At 38.8% G+C, this 719-nt stretch carries 1 protein-coding gene; it reads right to left on the reverse strand.

Annotated features, from left to right (window positions below):
* On the reverse strand, window positions 1-719 hold a 719-nt coding region (locus TR08_RS18970; RefSeq protein WP_045520878.1), incomplete at both ends, for a reverse transcriptase domain-containing protein.

A 719-nucleotide genomic window follows, 5' to 3' on the forward strand; every position in this document is an offset into this window, starting at 1 on the left:
TGGTTTTATCGCTTTTTCAAACCATAAATCCAATACATAGTGAAGATAAATGTTACTTAACAGTACACTTATTGACCCACCTTGTGGTGTTCCTGTCTCGCTGATTTGTACTTCATTTCCTTCCATCACACCTGCTTTTAACCATCTTTTAATTAGACTTATAATTCTAGGGTCGCCAACTCTATGCTGAACGAATTTAATTACCCAATCATGGTCTAAGGTTCCAAAGAAGTTCTTTAGGTCAGCCTCCAGTACCCAGCTAACTTTCTTTCCTGAAATCGTTTCATTAAGCGTAGCTAAGGCATTATGTGCCCCCCTATTTGGTCTACCACCGAATGAACAATTGAGAAAGTCTTGTTCATAAATTGATGTAAGTACCGTTGAGGTACTTCTTTGTAGAGCTCTGTCTGCTACAGAAGGTACTCCGATTGGACGTTTCTCAACTTTCCCTGGTTTTGGTATCCAAACCCTTCTAACAGCTGGAGGTTTATAGCTTTGTCTGTGGATTGAATTCATCATATCTTCAACCCAATTTCCAAACTGCGCTATTGCCATATCCCTTGTAGTTCCATCAATTCCAGGAGAGGTGTTCTTTGGCATATGGTTTAAGCTAGTCCAAATCAATTCTGTTGTAATGTGATGTGCTAATGACGTAAATTGTAGTTTTGTATCTTGTTGAGCTTTTACTGCTATTCTCTCTAATCCTGTTGTCATGATTG

The sequence above is a fragment of the Neobacillus niacini genome, assembly GCF_000759675.1.
GTDB lineage: Bacteria > Bacillota > Bacilli > Bacillales > Cytobacillaceae > Neobacillus > Neobacillus niacini_A.